The following is a 15,489-nucleotide window of genomic DNA, read 5'->3' on the forward strand; positions in this document are numbered from 1 at the left end:
CCGAAATGTATCACTAAAGTGATGCCCAGGGGAGATGTAAGGCGTTGAATTTGCTAATACCTAAGGGTTACAGGTCCTTAGAAGACTGTTTGGTGGAGCCAATCGGGATCGAACCGACGACCTCTTGAATGCCATTCAAGCGCTCTCCCAACTGAGCTATGGCCCCACTCCCGGCAGTCAGCCGGCGCCGTTTCCGGCGAGAGATCGGCGCGGGTTGGAAGACCGCGCCGTTAGTGCAGGCGGCTTCTAACCCCGCCTTTCCCAGATATCAAGCCTTCATCGGCGGCTTTTTCTTCACAGGCGGTGAAAGCCGGCAAAGGCTCGCGTCCGAGACCTTATCAGACCTCGTCGTCGTCGTCGCCGACGCCGATCATGTCGGAAACGTCGTCTTCTGCTTCCTCTTCGTCGGCGAGGAAGGTGTCATCCTCGTCGTCGCCGAGGTCGACGTCATCCTCGTCGTCGCCGAGATCGGGAAGATCGTCGCTCTTGGCATCGTCTTCCGCCTCTTCGAGCGAGACGACCTCGACGCCCTCTTCGTCCTCGGCGTCCACTTCCTTCTCGGCTACTTCCTCCTCCTCCTCGACGGCGGCGATCTTGCCTTCATCGAAATAGGAACGTGGATAGCTCTTGCCGGTATAGGGCGAGACGATCGGGTCCTTGTTCAGGTCGTAGAATTTCCGGCCCGTTTCAGGGTCGATGCGTTTTGTGCCAAGTTCGGTTTTTACCACGGCCAAGCCTCGTCAATAAAAGAGTGGTCCCCTTAACCACAGTTTGCAGCGCTGTCAAAGCGAAAAGCCGGCGTCACAAAACCAAGCATTGAAAGGCCTCGCGCCAAGTGACGACCATGGGGATGACCATTTCGCCTCGCCGTGATACGAGACCGCCGCAACAAATGAAAAGCGCCGGTCAGCCGGCATCCGTCCAGGGAAATTCCATGTCTCACGCCGCCGCTGCCAAGCCGGCCACCGCCCGCAAGTCACCAGCCCTTTCCGGCACGGCCCGCGTGCCGGGCGACAAGTCGATCTCGCACCGCTCCTTCATGTTCGGAGGGCTCGCCTCGGGCGAAACCCGCATCACCGGCCTGCTCGAGGGCGAGGACGTGATGCGCACGGGGGCGGCCATGAAGGCGATGGGCGCGCATATAGAGAAGCACGGCGCCGAATGGGTGATCCGCGGTACCGGCAACGGCGCGCTGCTGCAGCCGGAAGGACCGCTCGACTTCGGCAATGCCGGCACCGGCTCGCGGCTGACCATGGGCCTTGTCGGCACCTATGACATGGAGACGACCTTCATCGGCGATGCTTCGCTGTCCGGCCGGCCGATGGGGCGCGTGCTTGAACCCTTGCGCCAGATGGGCGTGCAGGTGCTCAAAGCCACGCCTGGCGACCGCATGCCGATCACGCTGCATGGCCCAAAACACGCCGCCCCGATCACCTACCGCGTGCCGATGGCCTCGGCGCAGGTGAAGTCGGCGGTGCTGCTGGCCGGGCTGAACACGCCGGGGATCACCACGGTGATCGAGCCGGTGATGACGCGCGACCATACCGAAAAGATGCTGAAAGGCTTTGGCGCCAATCTGTCGGTCGAGACCGACGAGCGCGGCGTGCGCCACATCTTCATCGAAGGCCAGGGCAAGCTGACCGGCCAGACCATCGCGGTGCCGGGCGACCCTTCATCGGCGGGTTTCCCGCTGGTGGCGGCGCTGATCGTGCCGGGCTCGGACATCACGATCGAAAATGTGCTGATGAACCCGACCCGCACCGGCCTACTTCTCACGCTGCAGGAGATGGGCGGCCAGATCGAGATCTTGAACCCGCGCAATGCCGGCGGCGAGGACGTCGCCGACCTGCGCGTGCGCTATTCCGAACTGAAAGGCGTCACCGTGCCTCCCGAGCGGGCGCCGTCGATGATCGACGAGTATCCGGTGCTGGCCGTTGCCGCCAGCTTCGCCGAGGGCGAGACGCTGATGCAGGGGCTGGAAGAACTGCGCGTCAAGGAATCCGACCGGCTGTCAGCGGTGGCCAACGGACTGAAGCTCAACGGCGTCGACTGCACCGAGGGCGAAGCTTCGCTTGCCGTGCGCGGCAAGCCGGGCGGCAAGGGTCTGGGCGGTCATCCCAACGGGCGGGACACGACCGTTGAGACCCATCTCGACCACCGCATCGCCATGAGCTTTCTGGTGATGGGACTGGCGACGGAGAAGCCGGTGACGATCGACGACCAGGCGATGATCGCGACGAGCTTTCCGGAGTTCATGGGATTGATGAAGGGACTTGGCGCGGAGATTGGGTGACCGTTGATGGCAAACCTCCAAGGTTGCGGCCAAATAGGGATGTCGGAGGGACAGCGCCCCCCTCTGCCCTGCCGGGCATCTCCCCCACGAGGGGGGAGATCGGATGTCACGACGGCTTTCGCAAATCTTCCACGTCAAAGAAAAGGCGCCAGCGCCGAAGCTGCCAATCTCCCCACTTGTGGGGGAGATGTCCGGCAGGATAGAGGGGGGCGCGACAGATCGCTACGCCTGTCGGGATCATTGCACTTGGCGGCCCCCCCAATGAGCACACCTTTCACCATTGCCATCGACGGCCCCGCCGGTGCCGGCAAGGGCACGCTGGCCCGGCGCCTTGCCGACCACTACCGGCTGAACCTCCTCGACACCGGCCTCACCTATCGCGCGGTAGCGTACGCCCTGCTGCGGCTTGGCTTGCCGCTCGACAACGTCTCGGCGGCCGAGACCGCGGCGCGCCAGGTCGACCTGGCAAAACTCGACCGGGCGGTGCTGTCGGCGCATGCGGTTGGCGAAGCGGCTTCGAAGATCGCGGTTTTCCCGACCGTGCGCCGCATCCTGGTCGAAAAGCAGCGCGACTTCGCCAGGACGCCGCCGGGTGCGGTGCTTGACGGTCGCGACATCGGCACCGTCGTATGTCCCGACGCCGACATAAAGCTCTATGTGACGGCCAGCGCCGAAGTGCGGGCACAACGCCGGCTGGCCGAAATCGAAAGCATCGGCGGCACCGCCAATTTCGCCGAAATCCTTGCCGATATCCAACGCCGCGACGAGCGCGACATGGGCCGAACCGACTCGCCACTGAAGCCGGCCGCCGACGCGCACTTGCTTGATACCAGCGAAATGGCTATAGAAGCCGCGTTTCTCGCGGCCATGTCTGTCATCGACGACGTGCTGGCCAAGAGAAACAAGGCCTGATCCGGGTTTTCATGCTGCTTCCGATTGCCGGAGGCGAAGAAAATACCCATATCGGGCACGAACCAGCCTGCCAGCATTCTTCATGCGCCGGAATTGCCGCCCAAAAAGCGGCCCAGGGCTTTTAGCCCGGAACGCCGGCAGGCCAACGCAACGCTAACCCACGGCGCCCGTCCCGCTTGAGATGCGGGGCACTCCAGGAGAAACAATGTCAACTGCAAATCCCACTCGCGATGATTTCGCGAGCCTGCTCGAAGAATCATTCACCGCCGGCCATTCCGGCGAAGGTCAGGTCGTCAAGGGCACGATCACCGCGATCGAAAAGGACATGGCCATCATCGACGTCGGCCTCAAGGTCGAAGGCCGCGTGCCGCTGAAGGAATTCGGCGTCAAGGGCAAGGACACCACCCTCAAGGTCGGTGACACCGTCGAAGTTTATGTCGAGCGCATCGAGAACGCGCTTGGCGAAGCCATGCTTTCGCGTGAGAAGGCCCGCCGCGAAGAGAGCTGGGTCCGTCTCGAAGAGAAGTTCACCAAGGGTGAGCGCGTCGAAGGCGTCATCTTCAACCAGGTCAAGGGCGGCTTCACCGTCGACCTCGACGGCGCCGTGGCCTTCCTGCCGCGCAGCCAGGTCGATATCCGCCCGATCCGCGACGTTTCCCCGCTGATGCACAACCCGCAGCCCTTCGAGATCCTCAAGATGGATCGCCGTCGCGGCAACATCGTGGTGTCGCGCCGTACCGTGCTCGAGGAGAGCCGCGCCGAACAGCGTTCGGAAATCGTGCAGAACCTCGAAGAAGGCCAGGTTGTCGAGGGTGTCGTCAAGAACATCACCGACTACGGTGCGTTCGTCGACCTCGGCGGCATCGATGGCCTGCTGCACGTCACCGACATGGCCTGGCGCCGCGTCAACCATCCGACCGAAATCCTCAACATCGGTCAGACGGTCAAGGTGCAGATCATTCGCATCAACCAGGAAACCCACCGTATCTCGCTCGGCATGAAGCAGCTCGAGAGCGATCCGTGGTCCGAGATCGGCACCAAGTTCCCGATCGGCAAGAAGATCAAGGGCACCGTCACCAACATCACCGACTACGGCGCGTTCGTCGAGCTGGAGCCGGGCATCGAGGGTCTCATCCACGTTTCGGAAATGTCGTGGACGAAGAAGAACGTGCACCCCGGCAAGATCCTGTCGACGACGCAGGAAGTCGACGTGGTGGTGCTCGAGGTCGATCCGGCCAAGCGCCGCATCTCGCTCGGCCTCAAGCAGACGCTGGAGAATCCGTGGCAGGCTTTCGCCTCGAGCCATCCGGTCGGCAGCCAAGTCGAGGGCGAGGTCAAGAACAAGACCGAGTTCGGCCTGTTCATCGGCCTCGAAGGCGACGTGGACGGCATGGTGCACCTCTCCGATCTCGACTGGACCCGTCCGGGCGAGCAGGTCATCGAAGAGTACAATCGCGGCGACATGGTCAAGGCGCAGGTGCTCGACGTCGACATCGACAAGGAGCGCATCTCGCTCGGCATCAAGCAGCTGGCCAAGGACACGGTCGGCGAAGCGGCGACGAGCGGAGAACTGCGCAAGAACGCGGTCGTCACCTGCGAAGTCATCGGCGTCAAGGATGGCGGTCTGGAAGTGCGGCTGGTCGACAGCGGCATCGAGACCTTTATCAAGCGCTCCGACCTTAGCCGCGATCGCGACGAGCAGCGCCCCGAGCGCTTCACCGTCGGCCAGAAGGTCGACGCCCGCGTCATCGCCTTCGACAAGAAGACCCGCAAGCTGCAGGTCTCGATCAAGGCGCTGGAAATCGCCGAAGAGAAGGAAGCGGTCGCCCAGTACGGCTCGACCGACTCCGGGGCTTCGCTGGGCGATATCCTAGGTGCCGCGCTGAAGAAGCAGGGCAGCTAAGCTCTTCTCGCAGCCTTGAAAACAAAACCCCGCCGGATCGCTCCGGCGGGGTTTTTCTTTGACGAATGCTGTCGGAGGCCGGCTACAGCATGTCGCGGCGACTAGGATTCGCCCGACCTGCTGTAAGCTTCTGATTTTTGCATGTCGTTATCCCGGAACCGAGGGCACTTCCGGGCGACATGCATTAAGCGCGTCCGTAAAGCGGCACCAGCGTTCCGCTCATCGCCTGGTTGGTGGGCGAAGCGAGATAGGCGATTGCTTCAGCCGCCGCTTCGAGGCTGACCCATTTGGTGAAATCGGCATCCGGCATGTCGGCGCGGTTTGCCGGCGTGTCGAGCGTTGAGGGGGCGACGGCATTGACCAGGATGCCATTGGCCTTGAGCTCTTCCGCCATTGCCACCGTCATGGCGGCCACCGCCGCCTTGCTGGCGGTGTAGGCGACCATCCCGGCGCCGCGCCTGGGGTCGAGCCCGGCGCGCGCGGTGACATTGACGATGCGGCCGGCAGAGCCCGACGCCAGCATCGAGCGGATAGCCGCGCGGCTGCACAGGAAGGTGGTGCGGGCGTTGGTGTCCATCATCTCGGCAAAGGACGCCGATTCGATCTTTTCCACCGGCGCCTTGGCAAAGCCGCCCGCCAGATGGATCGATCCCCACAAGGCAGGGACCTGGGAATAGAAGGCTTCGACCTTGGCGGAGTCCGACAGGTCGACATTGTGCGCCAGCTTCACATTGTCATGCGCGGTGAAGGGGAAATGTGAAGGCGCGGCGGCGTGCGCGTTCGGCACATGGCAGATCGCGCCCTGCTCCAGCAGTCTGCCGACCACCGCCCCACCGAGCGCGCCGGTTCCACCGGTCACAACGATATGCCTGCCTTCAAGTGTTTCCATCATCCTGGACCGCTCCTGTCATTTTTATGACTTTTGTCGTTGGTTTGCCGCGCCGACGCGAAGCGTCGCGCCTTTCAGCCGATCACTCAACCGATATCTCGACATGGCAGCCGTCACGTCTTTGCATGCGTCAGGACATCGTCGAATAGCGAAGCCACCCGGAAGCAGCCCATGCCTTTCAGGACTAAGCCGGCGAATGATCCGCCTCCGGACGGCGGACCAAGGCAGGCCTGGATGGTTCAAACGACCGTGATTTCGATCACGCGCGGCAGTCCCGTTGCCCGGGCGTGCTTCAGCGCCTGTGGCAAGGCGTCGATGTCGGCCAGCCTTTCGGCGCCAATGCCATAGGCTTCGGCCAGCTTGCAGAAATTGGGCGGCGCCGGCGACACGCCGACAGGTTCCACGCCGACATCGAGCATCGAGGTCTCGATCTCGCGATAGCCCCTGTTGTTCCAGACGACGAAGATGACAGGTGCTTCGGAATCCAGCGCTACGGCTATCTCCGGCAAGGTGAACTGGAAGCCGCCGTCGCCGGTCAGGCAGACAACCGGTGCATCGGGCATGGCGAGTGCCGCGCCGATCGCCGCCGGAGGGCCATAGCCCAGCGCGCCGAAGCCGGTCGCGGCATTGAACCAGCCGCCAGGCCGGTCGTGGTCGTAATAGAGATTGGCGGCGTATATCGGCTGCGTCGAGTCGCCGACGACGATGGCTCCGGGCAAGGCATCGCGGATCATTTCCACGGCATGCACCTGCGCCGCATAGGCCGGGCTCAACTCGGCAAAGGCGGCCTTTCGCCCCGTAGCGGCCCGGCCATGGCCGTCTTCATCGGCGTTGTGGGCGGGATCGATCGCCGCAAGCAGGGCCTCGATCGCCTCGGCGCAGTCAGCCTGGATGGCGACCGTCACCGGGCGCCGCGCAAGCTGGTCAGCACCGATGTCGATACGGATCAGGTTTGGAGGCAGCACAAAGCCGCCGTCGCCATAGCCGTCATAGTCGGTCGCGCCGAATTCGGTGCCGGCGGCGATCACCAGATCGGCATCGGCCATCAGCGCGCGAACCGCCTTCAGGCTCGGACTTGCCGGTACGCAGAGCGGATGGCGGTGCAGCAGCCCGCGCGCATTGGTCGTCTCGACGACGGGAGCGCCCAGCCTTTCGGCGAGGCGCCGCAGCGGGGCTTCCGCCTTCCTGGCGCCGCCGCCGGCAAGGATCAGCGGACGGCGCGCGGCGGCGATGAGCTTGGCCGCGTTCGCAATTGCCGCACCATTCGGTGCGGGAGGCGCCGCATTGCTGAGCAGGGTGGCGATTCCGTCCGCCGGTTTGACCATGACGTCGGTCGGGATCTCGATATGCACAGGGCCGGGCCGCGAGGAGGAAAACAGGGCGAAGGCCCGCGCCAGCGCACCGGGCAACTCGCTGGCCCCGGTGACGCGTACCGACAACAACGCCACCTTCTCCATCATGCCGCGCTGATCAGGCAATTCATGCAGAAAGCCCAGCCCCTTGCCGAGCGTATCGGTGGCGTTGACGCCAGAAATCACCAGCATCGGCACCGAATCGGCGCGCGCCTGGCCCATGGCGGTGATGGTGTTGGTCAGCCCAGGCCCGGTGATGACGAAGGCGACGCCCGGCTTGCCGCTGGCGCGGGCATAGCCGTCGGCCATGAAGCCGGCGCCCTGTTCGTGGCGCGGCGTGACATGGCGGATCTTCGACCTCGCCAGGCCCCGATAGAGCTCGACCGTGTGGACGCCGGGGATGCCGAAGACGGTGTCGACGCCATAGGCCTCGAGTAGCGAAATCAATGCTTCGCCGATGGTGGTCATTGGTTTTCTCCCGGTTAGAGCGGATTATTGATTCCGCTCTGTCTCTTTGTTTCTTACGCAATTCCGAAGGGAAAGCGCTACGCGCTTTTCCCGGGAAAACCGCTTCTCACTTTTCCTGGAATTGCTCTAGCGGCGCGAGGCCGAGCTCGGCCTCGACAGCCTTGATGCCAATCGCCGCCAATTCGCCGGACGAGAACATCTCGCCGGCCAGGCAGCCTTCTATCCAGAGCCCGTCGATGATCGCATTGATCGCGATGGCATGGTGGCGCAACTCGCTTGCGTCCGGCTTGTGCTGTTCGGCGGCGAGCACTTCAGCCACAACCGCTTCCACCTCGTTGCGAAAGCCAAGGTAGCCTTCGCGGTGGGCACGGGCCAGGGCAGGATCCGCACTGGCGCGGCCGATGAAGGTTGCCCAGAGCGAAAACACCCGCGCGTCGATGATCGGCGCATTGAGATTGGCGGTGACGAAGGCCGCAAGGCGCTGGCGCGGCGAGGCGCCGTCCATGACCAACGCCGCCTTCGCCTGCTCGGTCATGCGGCTGACCAGCGCCGTATAGGCTTCCTGCAGCAATTCTTCCTTGCCCGGGAAATAGTGCCCGATCAGCCCGGCGGTGACGCCGGCACGCAATGCGATGGTGCGCAGGCTAGCGCCTTGCAGGCCATGTTCCGCCACGCTGTCCAGAGTCGCTTCGATCAGATCCTGCCGCCGCCGCCCCTCGCCCTCGCGACGGAACTTGCGGCGCGCATTCATTGGCGCAGGATCGGCCGCGTCAGGCATGTCGGCCCGCCTTCGCAGGCGATGCAGAGCGCATCCGCCTCGAAGATTTCAACCGTGCAGCCGGCGGCTTCCATCGCGGCCTTGGTCCTGGGAAAGCCCGCGACGGCAATGACGTTGAGCGGGCTAGTCGGCAGTACGTTCAGGCTGAGGCCATTGGAAGCGGCGAACTCTTCGGCATCGCCTTCGACCAGCCGGATGCCGCGCGCCTTCAGCGTCTGATAGAACGGGGCCGGTAAAAGCGGCGAATAGACCAGCGCCAGGTCGTCGGCCAGCGGGCTGATCACCGACATCAGATGCAGGCACGCCTCTTCGCCCTGCCACAGCGGCAGATCGAAGCCGTAGACGGAAATGCCCAGCGGCGTCAGCAGATTGGAAACCTGCTGGATGCCTTCCTGGTTGGAGCGGACACCGCGCCCGATCGCCAGCGTGCGGGCATCGACCCATACACAGTCACCACCTTCGACCCGGCCAGGAGCCTCGACGCGGCCGAGGATCGGAATGCCCAGTCTTCTGTAGGTTTCCTCATGCAGCGAAGGCTCGCTGGCGCGCAACGGCTTACCCATGGACAGGATCAGCGCGCCGCGGTCGGTCATCAGCGAGGGGTCGTGCGTGAACACCGAATCCGAAAGTCCGTCGGCCTTGTCCTCGATCCATTCGATCTCGGCGCCTGAAGCGGCCACCAGTTCAGCAAGGACCGCGTGCTGCGAGGCTGCTTTCGCCGGGTTGAATCCCGGGCCATAGTGCCAGGCGGCCCTGTCGGCGTCGCGCATGGCGTTGGCCGCCGACCGCATCAGCACGCGCCGCAGCGGCGCCGCCATGGACTGTGATCCGAAAGCGCTCATCGTTGCCCTTTTTAAGCTGAAAAAAATCGAGAAAATTTCATGAGAGGTTATTTATACACTTGCACAACAAGGCCGCAAGTGCCGTAATGAGCGGGATTGACGGGCTCGCTCTGTTGAGTCCATGCTTGAAATCTGGAGCAGGGCAGTACAGCGTATGTTGATTAGCCGGATAGACGTTCGACGAACCGCCGGCGGCCATATGGAGGTCATTTGGTGAGCGCTGTGGCAGCTGCCAAGATCTCATCCGGCGAGGCGCAGGACTGCGCCGCAGAAGCCATCCATGTCGAGAACCTGCACAAGAAATTCGGTCAACTGCATGTGCTGAAGGGCGTATCGCTGTCGGCACGCGACGGCGAGGTCATCGCCATCATCGGCGGCTCGGGCTCGGGCAAATCGACGCTGCTGCGCTGCATCAACTGCCTGGAAAATCCGACCAGCGGCATCATCCGGGTCAATGGCGAGGAGATCAAGCTCAAGGCGGACAGCCATGGCCACACCATTCCGGCCGACCGCAGGCAGATCGAACGCATCCGCTCCAAGCTCGGCATGGTGTTCCAGAACTTCAACCTGTGGAGCCACATGACGCTGATCGAAAACGTCATCGAGGTTCCCGTGCACGTACTGGGCGTCAAGCGCGACGAGGCTGTCGCCCAGGCCGAAAAGCTGCTGGCGCGCGTCGGGCTCGCCGAGAAGCGCGACGTCTATCCGGCCTATCTCTCCGGTGGCCAGCAGCAGCGCGCAGCGATCGCTCGCGCCTTGGCCATCAATCCGCGCGTCATGCTGTTCGACGAACCGACCTCGGCCCTCGATCCTGAACTGGTCGGCGAAGTGCTGAAGGTGATCGGCGATCTGGCGCGCGAAGGCCGCACCATGGTGCTGGTCACCCACGAAATGAAATTCGCCCGCGAGGTCGCGACCCACGTCGTCTACCTCTACAACGGGCTGGTCGAGGAGGAAGGACCACCGGAGCAGATCTTCGGCGCGCCCAAATCCGAAAGGCTCAAGCAGTTCATCCGCAACATCGGCTAGGGAACGGCCGGGACGGAAGAAAACCGGGAACCAACAACAAACTGGGAGTTCTGAAAATGAAGACTGTTCTGAAGACATTCGCCGCGGCGCTGCTGCTCGGCGTCGCCGCCATGGGCGTGGCCAAGGCCGATCCGGTCAAGATCGGCGTTGCCGCCGAACCCTACGCGCCCTTCACCTCGCCCGACGCTTCGGGCAAATGGGTCGGCTGGGAGATCGAGTTCATCGACGCCGTTTGCGCCGAGGAAAAGCTCGATTGCGTCATCACCCCTGTCGCCTGGGACGGCATCATCCCGGCGCTGACCACCAAGAAGATCGACCTCATCGTCTCGTCGATGTCGATCACGGACGAACGCAAGAAGACCATCGACTTCTCGGACAAGTACTACAACACGCCGACCGCGATCATTGGCCCGAAGGACCAGAAGTTCGGCGCCACGCCTGACGACCTCAAGGGCAAGGTCCTCGGCGTCCAGGTGTCGACGGTGCATGCCGTCTACGCCAAGAAGCATTTCGGCCCCACGGCATCCGAGATCAAGGAATACCAGACGCAGGACGAAGCCAACAACGACCTTGCCGCCGGCCGCCTCGACGCGGTGCAGGCCGATTCCATCGCGCTCAAGGAGTTCCTCAAGACAGACCAGGGCAAGGCCTGCTGCGATCTCAAGGGCATGGTGGCCCCTGACGACGAAGTGCTCGGACCGGGCGTCGGTGCCGGCGTGCGCAAGGAAGACACCGATCTGAAAGAGAAGATCAACGCCGGCATCAAGGCGATCCGCGCCAACGGCAAATATGACGAGATATCGAAGAAATACTTCGATTTCGACATTTACGGCGGCGCCACGCAGTCGAACTGACGACCCTCGCATGGGCTGGAGGACGGGGCGCTGACGTCCCCGTCCTCCAGCTAGCCAGTCCACGCATGCTTGCCGCCGGCCGCTGGTGCCCGCGGATCGAGCCAGCAATCCGGGGGCGACGCTGATCGAATCCTTTCTTCCGGCCTCCGCGGCCGGCATCGTCGAACTCCTCTCGCCGGCGCCCGTCGGCTGGGGTGGGACGCTTTTGCTCGGGCTCTCGCATTCGCTCGAGATCGCCGTCGGCGCCACGATCGTCGGCCTGCTGATTGGAACCTGGGGTGCCTATGGCAAGCTCTACGGCGGGCCCGTGGTGCGCGACCTGTTCGCGGTCTACACCACGGTGGTGCGCGCCGTGCCGGAACTGGTGCTGATACTGCTGCTCTATTATGCCGGCACCGACCTGATAAACCAGGTGCTGACCGCGATGGGTTACCAGCGTGTCGATATAAGCGGGCTGGTGGCCGGCATTGCCGTGCTCGGCTTCGTCCAGGGCGCCTATTCGACGGAGGTCATCCGCGGCGCGATCCTCGCCATCCCGCAGGGCCAGATCGAAGCCGCCCGCGCCTTCGGCATGTCTCCCGGCCTTCTGTTGCGGCGCATCACGCTTCCGGCGATGCTGCCTTTCGCCATTCCGGGCCTCGCAAATCTGTGGCTGATCGCCACCAAGGACACCGCGCTGCTGGCCGTCGTCGGCTTCTTCGAACTGACGCTGGCGACACGACAGGCGGCGGGCGTCACCAAGGCCTATCTGGTTTTCTTCCTCGCCGCGGGCGTGCTCTATCTCTGCGTGACGCTGGTTTCGAACTTCCTGCTTGGCCGCGCCGAGAAATGGGCGCGGCGCGGCATGCCTTCCATCAAGGAGGCACGCTGATGACCAGCGAAACAGCCGTCATCGACACGGCGGCGCGCGCTTCGCTCTGGCTGCAGCCACATCGCATCGTGCTGATCCTCATCGCGTTGGGGCTCGTGGCGTCGGCCGCCTATTTCATGCGCTGGGACTGGCTGCCGCAATATTGGGAAATGGGCCTGATGGGCATCTGGCGTGCCCTGTGGATCCTGGCCGTCACCTGTACGCTCGGCTTCATGATCGCGTTGCCCGTCGGGCTGGCGCAGGCGGCCGGTTCGATCTGGGTCGCCGCACCGGCGAAAGTCTTCTGCACCATCATTCGCGGCACGCCGCTGCTCCTGCAGCTATGGCTGCTCTATTACGGGCTGGGCTCGCTGTTCCCGCAATATCCATGGATCCGCGAATCCTGGATGTGGCCTTATCTCAGGCAGGCCTGGCCGTACGGCGTGCTGGCGCTGACCTTGTCCTTTGCCGGCTATGAAGGCGAAGTAATGCGCGGCGCCTTTGCCGGCGTGCCCAAGGGGCAACTGGAAGCCGCCCGCGCCTTCGGCATGAACCGCTGGAAGATCTTCCGCCGCATCTGGCTGCCTCAAGCCTTCTACCGGGCGCTGCCGACGCTGACCGGCGAGACCGTGCTGCAGCTGAAATCGACGCCGCTGGTGGCGACCATCAGCGTGATCGACATCTTCGCCGTCTCGTCCAAGGTGCGGCAGGACACCTACCTCACCTACGAGCCCTTGCTGCTCCTGGCGTTGATCTATATGGCGATCACCGGCATTCTGGTCTTCGCGTTCAGCCGGATCGAGGCGCGGATTCCGGTCAAGATCGGGTAAGCGAGTAGTGAATAGGAAATAGTGGGCTGCTTGCCGGTTTTATCCTACAGACTACTCCCTACTTCCTACCCACTCAGGAGCAGCCCTGATGCAACTCAGTCTCGACCAGGCAAGAGGACTGTGCCGGATGGCGGCACTTGGCGCCGGCGCCAATGAGGAAGCGGCGCAATCGCTCACCGCATCCATCATCGCGGCCGAGGCGGAAGGACTTGCCACCGTCGGGCTGTCGCATTTCATCGATTACCTCGAAGCGCTCGAGGCCGGGCGCATCGACGGCAATGCCGATCCGGTGATCACGCGGCCGGCGCTGGCCATCTATCTCTCGGACGCACGCCGCGGGCTGGCGCATACCGGATTCGACCGCACCATCGACGACCTCGCCAAGGCGGCAAGACTGTTCGGCGTGGCCATCTTCTCGCAGAAAAACGCCTATACGTGCGGGGCGCTCGGCTACTTCACCGGCCGGCTGGCGGCGCAGGGACTGGTGTCCTTCGCCGCCACCAACGGCCCGGCCGTCCTGGCCGGCTCGGGCTCGGTCAAGCCGGTCTATTGCACCAATCCGATGTCGTTCGCCGCGCCCGCCGCCGACGGCGCGCCGCTGGTCATCGACCAGTCGTCGAGCGCCACCGCCTTCGTCAACATCCGCAAGGCGGCGGAAGACGGCAAGAAGATTCCCGAAGGCTGGGCGCTGGACGCAAGCGGCAATTCGACGACCGACCCGGCCGCCGCCATGAAGGGCGCCATGCTTGCCTTCGGCGGCCAGCGTGGCGCCAATATCGCGCTGATGGTCGAAGTGCTGGCGGCGGGCCTGTCGGGCGCCAACTGGTCGCTCGACGCACCGTGGTTCAGCGGCGGTCCCGACAGTCCGGGAACCGGCCTGTTCGTGCTTGCGGTCGAGCCGAAGCTGCTCGATCCGGATTTCGAGCAGCGCATGAAAGACCAGCTCGACCGGCTGCGCCGACGCTATGGCGTGCATGTGCCCGGCCGCGCCCGGGCCGAAGCGGTCGAGAAGGCGCAGGCGCGCGGCATCACCGCGCCCAAGGCGGTGATCCAGCGCATCTCCGAATTCGCCGAGCGCTATTCGGCCTGAACTGACGAAATTTCCCGCGCGTCGGTGAACCTTCCCGCGTGTCCCGACGACCAATGGCTGTCCGGGTCGGGTTTGCCCGGTCGGTGTCTTCTGTCGGATGCGTTCAGGGCTGGGGCGGGCGTACTTGCTTCACGCCACGCTGATACCGTCTCAGGTCAGGCCTCCTCGTTGGACCCTGTTTTCGGCGCGAACGTCACCCGGGAAACCCCGCTTCGGCGGGGTTTTCTGCGTTTGTCGTTCGCGGCGCCAAAACATGATGAAAGTGCCATGCGCTTTCGCGGAAAACCGCTTCACACTTTTTCTGGAAATTGCCCAAGGGACAAGGATGACGCGACGACGCGTCACCCTTTGCCTTTAGCGCAAAACGGACTATGAAACGGCTCAGCCAAGCCATCTGGAACGCGCGCCGGAGCACGCCATGACCGAAATCCTGCAGACCCCAAAGCTCGTCGTCGTCTTTGGCGGGTCTGGCTTTGTCGGCCGTCATGTCGTGCGGGCGCTGGCCAAGCGCGGCTATCGCATCCGGGTCGCCTGCCGGCGGCCCGATCTTGCCGGCCATTTGCAGCCACTCGGCAATGTCGGTCAGATCCAGCCGGTGCAGGCCAATGTGCGCGTACGCTGGTCCGTCGACCGCGCCGTGCAAGGCGCCGACCACGTCGTCAATCTCGTCGCCGTCCTGCATGAGAGCGGCCGTCAGAAATTCTCCGCCGTGCACGAATTCGGTGCTCGCGCCATCGCCGAGGCCGCGCGCGCCGTCGGCGCCGGGCTCACCCATATTTCGGCGCTCGGCGCCGATCTGGAGTCCGAGTCGGTGTACGCACGCACCAAGGCGCTGGGTGAAAAGGCCGTTCTGGAGACGATCGCGGACGCCGTCATTTTCCGGCCGTCGATCAATTTCGGGCCGGAGGATGCGTTCTTCAACCGCTTCGCCAACATGGCGCGTTATTCGCCGGTGCTGCCGCTGATCGGCGGCGGTCAGACCAAGTTCCAGCCGGTCTATGTCGGCGATGTTGCTGAAGCTGTTGCGCGCTCGGTCGACGGCAAGATCGATGGCGGCCAGGTCTATGAGCTTGGCGGCCCCAACGTGCTCACTTTCAAGGAGTGCATGCAGGAAATGCTCACCGTGATCGAGCGCAAGCGCCTGCTGGTGCCGGTGCCGTGGTGGGTGGCCAACATCCAGGCCTCGATCCTCGGCCTGCTGCCCAACCCGATGCTGACCAAGGACCAGGTGATGCAGCTGCGTGAGCACAACATCGTTTCGGACGAAGCCGCCAAGGGCAACCGGACACTGGCGGGGCTCGGCATCCAGCCGCAATCGATCGCGACGATCCTGCCCAGCTATCTCTGGCGCTTCCGCGCCGCCGGCCAGTTCCAGCAGCGCAAGCCCGCGGTATAATCT

Annotated in this window: 14 protein-coding genes and 1 tRNA gene; 9 read left to right on the top strand and 6 right to left on the bottom strand. The window is 63.9% G+C overall.

The annotated features are described in order from the left end of the window. Positions 1-90: 90 nt before the first annotated feature. Positions 91-166: transfer RNA gene (locus O7B34_RS03980), tRNA-Ala, on the bottom strand. A gap of 172 nt (positions 167-338) precedes the next feature. Beyond that, positions 339-728, bottom strand: a complete 390-nt coding sequence (locus O7B34_RS03985) for a TIGR02300 family protein (protein WP_337141976.1) — start codon at positions 726-728, stop codon at positions 339-341. Positions 729-934: 206 nt separating this feature from the next. Here O7B34_RS03985 and aroA point away from each other — a divergent pair, with 206 nt between their 5' ends. The 3 genes from aroA to rpsA all read left to right on the top strand — a co-directional run bounded on the left by aroA (position 935) and on the right by rpsA (position 5,108). Continuing rightward, on the top strand, positions 935-2,293 hold the full coding sequence (aroA, locus tag O7B34_RS03990; RefSeq protein ID WP_337144959.1) for a 3-phosphoshikimate 1-carboxyvinyltransferase: 1,359 nt from the start codon (positions 935-937) through the stop codon (positions 2,291-2,293). A 261-nt stretch (positions 2,294-2,554) separates the two neighbouring features. Beyond that, the gene (cmk, locus tag O7B34_RS03995) at positions 2,555-3,205 is read left to right on the top strand and encodes a (d)CMP kinase (protein ID WP_337144960.1); all 651 of its coding nucleotides are present in this window, start codon (positions 2,555-2,557) and stop codon (positions 3,203-3,205) included. A gap of 205 nt (positions 3,206-3,410) precedes the next feature. After that, complete coding sequence (rpsA, locus tag O7B34_RS04000) at positions 3,411-5,108, top strand: 30S ribosomal protein S1 (protein WP_027142834.1); 1,698 nt, start codon at positions 3,411-3,413, stop codon at positions 5,106-5,108. A 184-nt stretch (positions 5,109-5,292) separates the two neighbouring features. Here rpsA and O7B34_RS04005 read toward each other — a convergent pair whose 3' ends face one another. The 4 genes from O7B34_RS04005 to O7B34_RS04020 all read right to left on the bottom strand — a co-directional run bounded on the left by O7B34_RS04005 (position 5,293) and on the right by O7B34_RS04020 (position 9,437). Next, positions 5,293-6,000: an SDR family NAD(P)-dependent oxidoreductase gene (locus O7B34_RS04005; protein WP_027142833.1), complete on the bottom strand. Its 708-nt coding sequence runs from the start codon at positions 5,998-6,000 to the stop codon at positions 5,293-5,295. 236 nt (positions 6,001-6,236) lie between these two features. After that, complete coding sequence (locus O7B34_RS04010; protein WP_337144961.1) at positions 6,237-7,817, bottom strand: 5-guanidino-2-oxopentanoate decarboxylase; 1,581 nt, start codon at positions 7,815-7,817, stop codon at positions 6,237-6,239. A gap of 106 nt (positions 7,818-7,923) precedes the next feature. Further along, complete coding sequence (locus O7B34_RS04015; protein ID WP_337144962.1) at positions 7,924-8,595, bottom strand: TetR family transcriptional regulator C-terminal domain-containing protein; 672 nt, start codon at positions 8,593-8,595, stop codon at positions 7,924-7,926. Continuing rightward, a complete protein-coding gene (locus O7B34_RS04020) occupies positions 8,565-9,437 on the bottom strand; it encodes a dimethylarginine dimethylaminohydrolase family protein (protein WP_337144963.1) in 873 nt (290 codons plus the stop codon). Before O7B34_RS04020 ends, O7B34_RS04015 begins: the two co-directional genes overlap by 31 nt. A gap of 213 nt (positions 9,438-9,650) precedes the next feature. Between O7B34_RS04020 and O7B34_RS04025 the strand changes: the two genes are divergently transcribed. The 6 genes from O7B34_RS04025 (at position 9,651) to O7B34_RS04050 (ending at position 15,486) form a co-directional block, all read left to right on the top strand. Next, positions 9,651-10,466, top strand: a complete 816-nt coding sequence (locus O7B34_RS04025) for an ABC transporter ATP-binding protein (protein ID WP_337144964.1) — start codon at positions 9,651-9,653, stop codon at positions 10,464-10,466. Between the two features lie 56 nt (positions 10,467-10,522). Next, positions 10,523-11,320, top strand: coding sequence for a transporter substrate-binding domain-containing protein (locus tag O7B34_RS04030; protein WP_140709360.1), 798 nt, complete (start codon positions 10,523-10,525; stop codon positions 11,318-11,320). Between the two features lie 205 nt (positions 11,321-11,525). Further along, on the top strand, positions 11,526-12,191 hold the full coding sequence (locus O7B34_RS04035) for an ABC transporter permease (RefSeq protein WP_337145192.1): 666 nt from the start codon (positions 11,526-11,528) through the stop codon (positions 12,189-12,191). Continuing rightward, entirely contained in the window at positions 12,191-13,000 is an 810-nt protein-coding gene (locus O7B34_RS04040; protein WP_337144965.1) for an ABC transporter permease, read from the top strand. The genes O7B34_RS04035 and O7B34_RS04040 overlap by 1 nt, the downstream gene beginning before the upstream one ends. An 88-nt stretch (positions 13,001-13,088) precedes the next feature. Further along, entirely contained in the window at positions 13,089-14,090 is a 1,002-nt protein-coding gene (locus O7B34_RS04045) for an Ldh family oxidoreductase (protein ID WP_337144966.1), read from the top strand. Positions 14,091-14,508: 418 nt separating this feature from the next. Continuing rightward, complete coding sequence (locus O7B34_RS04050) at positions 14,509-15,486, top strand: complex I NDUFA9 subunit family protein (protein ID WP_337144967.1); 978 nt, start codon at positions 14,509-14,511, stop codon at positions 15,484-15,486. Positions 15,487-15,489: the final 3 nt, after the last annotated feature.

It is taken from the genome of Mesorhizobium sp. Cs1299R1N3, assembly GCF_037179625.1.
GTDB lineage: Bacteria > Pseudomonadota > Alphaproteobacteria > Rhizobiales > Rhizobiaceae > Mesorhizobium > Mesorhizobium salmacidum.